Origin of the sequence: Sphingomonas segetis (assembly GCF_009720245.1) — a bacterium.
GTDB lineage: Bacteria > Pseudomonadota > Alphaproteobacteria > Sphingomonadales > Sphingomonadaceae > Sphingomicrobium > Sphingomicrobium segetis.
This window is the reverse complement of sequence record NZ_WJSQ01000187.1, coordinates 1-4554: the sequence shown is the minus strand read 5'-3', so window position 1 is coordinate 4554 and position 4554 is coordinate 1. Positions and strand designations below refer to the sequence as shown.

The following is a 4554-nucleotide window of genomic DNA, read 5'->3' as shown; positions in this document are numbered from 1 at the left end:
CGTTCCCCGAAGTGCTGCCGCGCGCATCGCCTCGCTCGGGGGCGGCGCGCTGTCGTCGTCTACTGCGATCGACGACGGCGCAAGCGGACGCGGGGGGCGCGCCTCGGGCGGGGCCGGCTTCGACGTCCACGATGGGATCGCACTGGCCGGCCGGGCGACTTTCGGCGTCTTCCGTCGCGGCTTCGATGCGCCGGGAGCTCCATAGACAAGCCCAATGCCCCATTTCGGGTAGTCGGCCTGAGTCGCGCCCAGCGACTCCATCGCCCGCTCGACCGCGACGTGCCAGCAGTTGACGGGGCGCGCCTCCGACCCGTCCTTCTTCGGCTTGGGCGCAACGCCGCCCACGATCAGGCGGTCGGCGGCGCGGGTCAGCGCGACATAAAGCAGGCGCCAGTGCTCCTCGAGGTCGCGCTTCTCCTCGGCGAGGATCCGATCCTCGAATGGGGGGCCGCGCTCCTCCTTTTTGGGACGCAGCAGCGGCGCATCTCCGCCACGGCCAATCTCGAAATCCAGCGTGATCGGCGTCCGTCCAAGGCGCGATGGATCAGCGGTGGCGTCGGCCAGGATCACGACCGGCGCTTCGAGGCCCTTCGCGCCGTGCACGGTCATGACGCGCACCTCGTTGCCGGGGCGTCCCGGATCGCGCTGGACGTCGACGGTGCCGCGCGAAAACCAGGCAAGGAAGCGGTCGAGCGAAGCGGTCTCGTTGCGCTCGAACTCGAGGGCGCTGTTGACCAGTTCGTCGATCGGGTCGCGGGCCGCCATTCCAAGGCGCGAGTAGAGCTTGCGCCGGCCCTGCATGGGTCCGGACAGGATGGTCTCGAGAAACACCGAGGGGGTGGTGAAGTCGGCGATCCTGAGCAGCTCCGAGAGCGCCTCGTGTGCGTTCTTGAATTCCGCCGAGCGCTGCCGGAGCTCGCGCCACAGCGAGCCCTTGCGTCCATAAGCGAGAGCACGAAGCTGGTCCTGGTCCCACCCGATCAGCGGGGAGACGAGCAGGCATGCGAGGCTGAGGTCGTCATTGGGCTGGACGGCGAACTTCACCGCGGCAAGCAGGTCCTGGACCGCGAGCGGCTCGTGGAGGTGCAGCCGGTCGACGCCACCGACCGGAACGCCAGCCGCGAACAAACGCGCGACAAGGAGCGAAGCCAGCTCGCCGCGGCTGCGGACGAGGACGAGAATGTCCCCGGGCGTCAGGGCCCGCTCCATCGACGGCAAGTATGGGGCTTCTGCGACGAGGTCGCGGATGCGTTCGGCGAGCGCGTCGGCATATTGACGGGCGCGGAGCGTGATCCAGCTCTCCTCGCCTTCGTCCTCATCATCATCGAATTCGGGCGCGAACGGCTGCCACAGCTCGACCTGCCCTGCGCGCCCGCGATGGAACGCGGCGTGCCGCGGCGGCGGTCCGGTCAGCGCGAGTTGCTCGGCGCCAAGCGTCCCGATCACGGCATCGACGACGTCCAACACCGGCTGCGCTGAGCGGAAGCTGGCAGCGATCGACAGGTCGCGGAAAGCGGTGGCCATCTCGGCTCCGGCGAGCGCGTCGGCGCGGCGCTTGAAGTGCTCGCGCGCCTCGCGGAACCGCTGCGGGTCGGTGCCCTGGAAGCCGTAGATCGCCTGCTTGAAGTCGCCGACCATGAACAGGGTCCGGCGCCGCTGCTCGGTCTCGCTCGATCCGCTGAAATATTCGGCAACGAGCTGCTCGATGATGTCCCATTGCGCCGCGTTGGTGTCCTGCGCTTCGTCGACCAGCACATGGTCCACCTCGCGGTCGAGCTTGTAGCGGACCCACTCGCCCATCCCGGGTTGCCGGAACAGCGCACGGGTCCATTCGATCAGGTCGTTGAAATCGGCCGCCCCCGCCGCACGCTTGGCGCGCGTATAGGCCTCTGCGAACGCCTGCCCCGCCCGCAGCCCCGCAGCCATGTCGGACGCGAGCTTCGCTGCACGCTGGACCTGGAGCAGCTCGGCGATGCCCAGTGCGAGCCGCTCGACATGGCGATCGTAGTCGGGATCGGCCTTCAGCTGGCCGGACTGCGTCCTTCTGATCTCGCCCTTGCCGGTAAACACCACGAATGACAGGTCAGGCAAGGCGGTCGCGCGGGCGGCGGGTTCCATCGCAAGCCAGCTTTCGATTTGTTCGACGATGTTTTGGCCCGTGTTCGTGCCCCAGCTGCGGTTGGCTCCGGCAATCGCGCGCAGCAGGTCGCAGTCGAACCCATCGTCCGCGCAGCGGGCGGCAAGATAATCCTCAACCGACCCCTCCGGCAAACGCATGATCGCGCGGATCAGCGGCTCGACCGCGTCGCGCCGGCCCAACGCCCGCATCGCCTCGGGCTTGCGCGCGCACGCCTGGAGATATTCGACGGCGCCGAGCTCGCCGAGGCGCCTGCTGAGGCATTGGACGTCGCCGATGAGCTCTGTGTCGCCCCTCGCCTCCGCATTCGCCATCAGGTCGGCGAGCGTTCGTCGCACCAGCTCCTGCTCGGCCCTGCCCTCGATTGGCTGGAATCCCGGCGTGATCCCTGCCTCGGCCGGGAAGGCGGCAAGCAGCGACTGCGCGAAAGCGTGGATGGTCTGGATCTTGAGCCCGCCCGGGCAGTCGAGGACGCGCGCAAACAGCTGGCGCGCCTTTTCGCGGGTCTTCGGGTCGGTCGAAGCCCCCAGATGATCGAGGTCGGTCGCGAGCTCACTATCCTTGAGCCGCACCCAGGCGGCGAGCCGCGCGCCGATGCGGTTGGCCATCTCCGCCGCCGCTGCCTTGGTGAAGGTGAGGCACAGGATCGATTCCGGGCGTGCGCCCTGGAGAAGCAGCCGAAGCACGCGCGCGGTGAGGACCTGCGTCTTGCCGCTACCGGCCGATGCCGACACTGCCGCGTGGACCGCCGGGTCAGCGGCCGCGGCCTGCTCGCCTTCGAGCTGCGGGAGCGTTTTGAACCGCGCGCTCATAGCGCTTCCAAAGCGGCGCTGAACGCCATAGAGAATCGGGCATGAGCGACGAAAGCGACAAGGCAAACGAGGAACGCCGGGCGAAGCTTGTGAAGGCAGGCGTGGCGGTTGGCATCGGCTCGGCCGCGATCGTCGCCGCGCTCCTCTACGCGTCGAAGGTCAAGAAGAAGCCGCGCGCCTAGCGTCATTTGCGGCCGTACCATTCTTCAAGCCGCATCAACTGGTCAAAGTCGCCGTAGGGTGCGTAAGCCGGATTGAGCTTGGCCTTGAACGGCTCAGTGCCGGTCAGCCAGCGGCCGGCCGCTTCGGCGAAACTGCGGTGGGCGTGACTTAGGAACTCGCCGGGTTCGAAATCCTTGTCCGCGCGCACGCATTTGCCGAAGCTGCCGCGATCGCGGATCAGCGACCAATATTCGAACACTTCCGGCTCGCCGCTCAGCCCGTCGAACCCGCCTGCGCGTCCGATGAGACCGAGCAGGCCAAGCTGAAGCGCAAAGCCGGCCTCGATGGCTTTCTTCCCGGGCGGCTTGCCGGTCTTGTAGTCGACGATCGCAAGCCCGCCGTCCGGCAGCCGGTCGATCCGATCGGCGCGGCCATGCACGGTGATGCCCGCAAGCGCTGCCTCGCCCTTGATTTCCGCGCGCAACGGCTTCCTTCCGGCAGCCTGGTTCGCCCGTTCTAGACCGACGATCCAATCGATCGCTTCGAGCAGGCGCGGCGCCCACAGCGCGCGCAGCATCGGGTGGATCGCTTCGTCGGCAAGCAGCCGCTCGGCGCGGACCCTCAGCTTCTCGGGATTGCACTCGTCGTGGAGGAGCCACTCCTCGAACACCTTGTGGACCGCCTCGCCTTTCCACCGCGCCGTATGGTCGGCGTCGACCGGATCCTCCGCCCTGAGGCGCAGGATCGAGCTCGCGTAGAAAGCGAACGGGTCGGCCTTGAGCCGGTCCACCGACGTCACGGAGATTTTCTCCGGCCGTTGTTCGGCCGGCGGCGACGGCGCCGGACGGTCGACGGGTTTCGGGGGACCGGGATCGTCGAGCGCACGCGTGATCCGTTCAAGCACGAGATCGCGCGGAAGGCCGCCGCTGATTGCATCGAGCCGCAACAGAAAACGCGAGGCGATCGTCGGTGAGCGACTATCGCGCCTGGCGCGGGTGATCAGCACCTCGGGCGCACCGAGAGCGCTCGCGAAATCGTGCGCCGCAAGACCAATTCGGAATTCGAGCGTCGGCATCCCCAGCGTTGCGCGGACCTTGGGCGGAAGCCATGGATCTGGCGCCGGCAGCGCCGGCCATACACCTTCGTTGAGCCCGCCTAGCACGAGCAGGTCGGCCCGCTGGAGCCGTGCTTCGAGCAGACCCCAGATGAAGATGCGCGGGTGCCCGCCGTAGGGCGGCCGCACCGCGCGCCCGTCGAGGAGCTGCCGGAGTAGCGGGACAGCGTCTTCGGCCGTGACCATCAACTGCTCGGCGGCTTCGGATGCCTGCAGCTCGGCGAGCAGTTCCGCCCCCATCCGCCCGTCGGCACCGCGCCAGGCCCGGTCACCGGCAAGCGCATTTGCCGCCTCCGCAAGCGACGCCGCGAACCTCGCCAACGAGGCCG

Annotated in this window: 3 protein-coding genes; 1 reads left to right on the top strand and 2 read right to left on the bottom strand. The window is 68.3% G+C overall.

Translation table 11 applies throughout. The annotated features are described in order from the left end of the window. A partial coding sequence (gene addA, locus GH737_RS13215; protein WP_155265264.1) for a double-strand break repair helicase AddA occupies positions 1–2949 on the bottom strand: 2949 nt, incomplete at its 3' end. Between the two features lie 41 nt (positions 2950–2990). Here addA and GH737_RS15455 point away from each other — a divergent pair. After that, positions 2991–3131, top strand: a complete 141-nt coding sequence (locus tag GH737_RS15455) for a hypothetical protein (protein ID WP_196233184.1) — start codon at positions 2991–2993, stop codon at positions 3129–3131. Positions 3132–3133: 2 nt separating this feature from the next. Here GH737_RS15455 and GH737_RS13210 read toward each other — a convergent pair. Then, positions 3134–4554: PD-(D/E)XK nuclease family protein (locus tag GH737_RS13210; protein WP_196233183.1), on the bottom strand; the 1421-nt coding region annotated here is incomplete at its 5' end.

Coding starts and splice junctions, on each gene's coding strand:
- GH737_RS15455 (WP_196233184.1), top strand. CDS start 2,991: ATGAGCGACGAAAGCGACAAGGCAAACGAGGAACGCCGGGCGAAGCTT.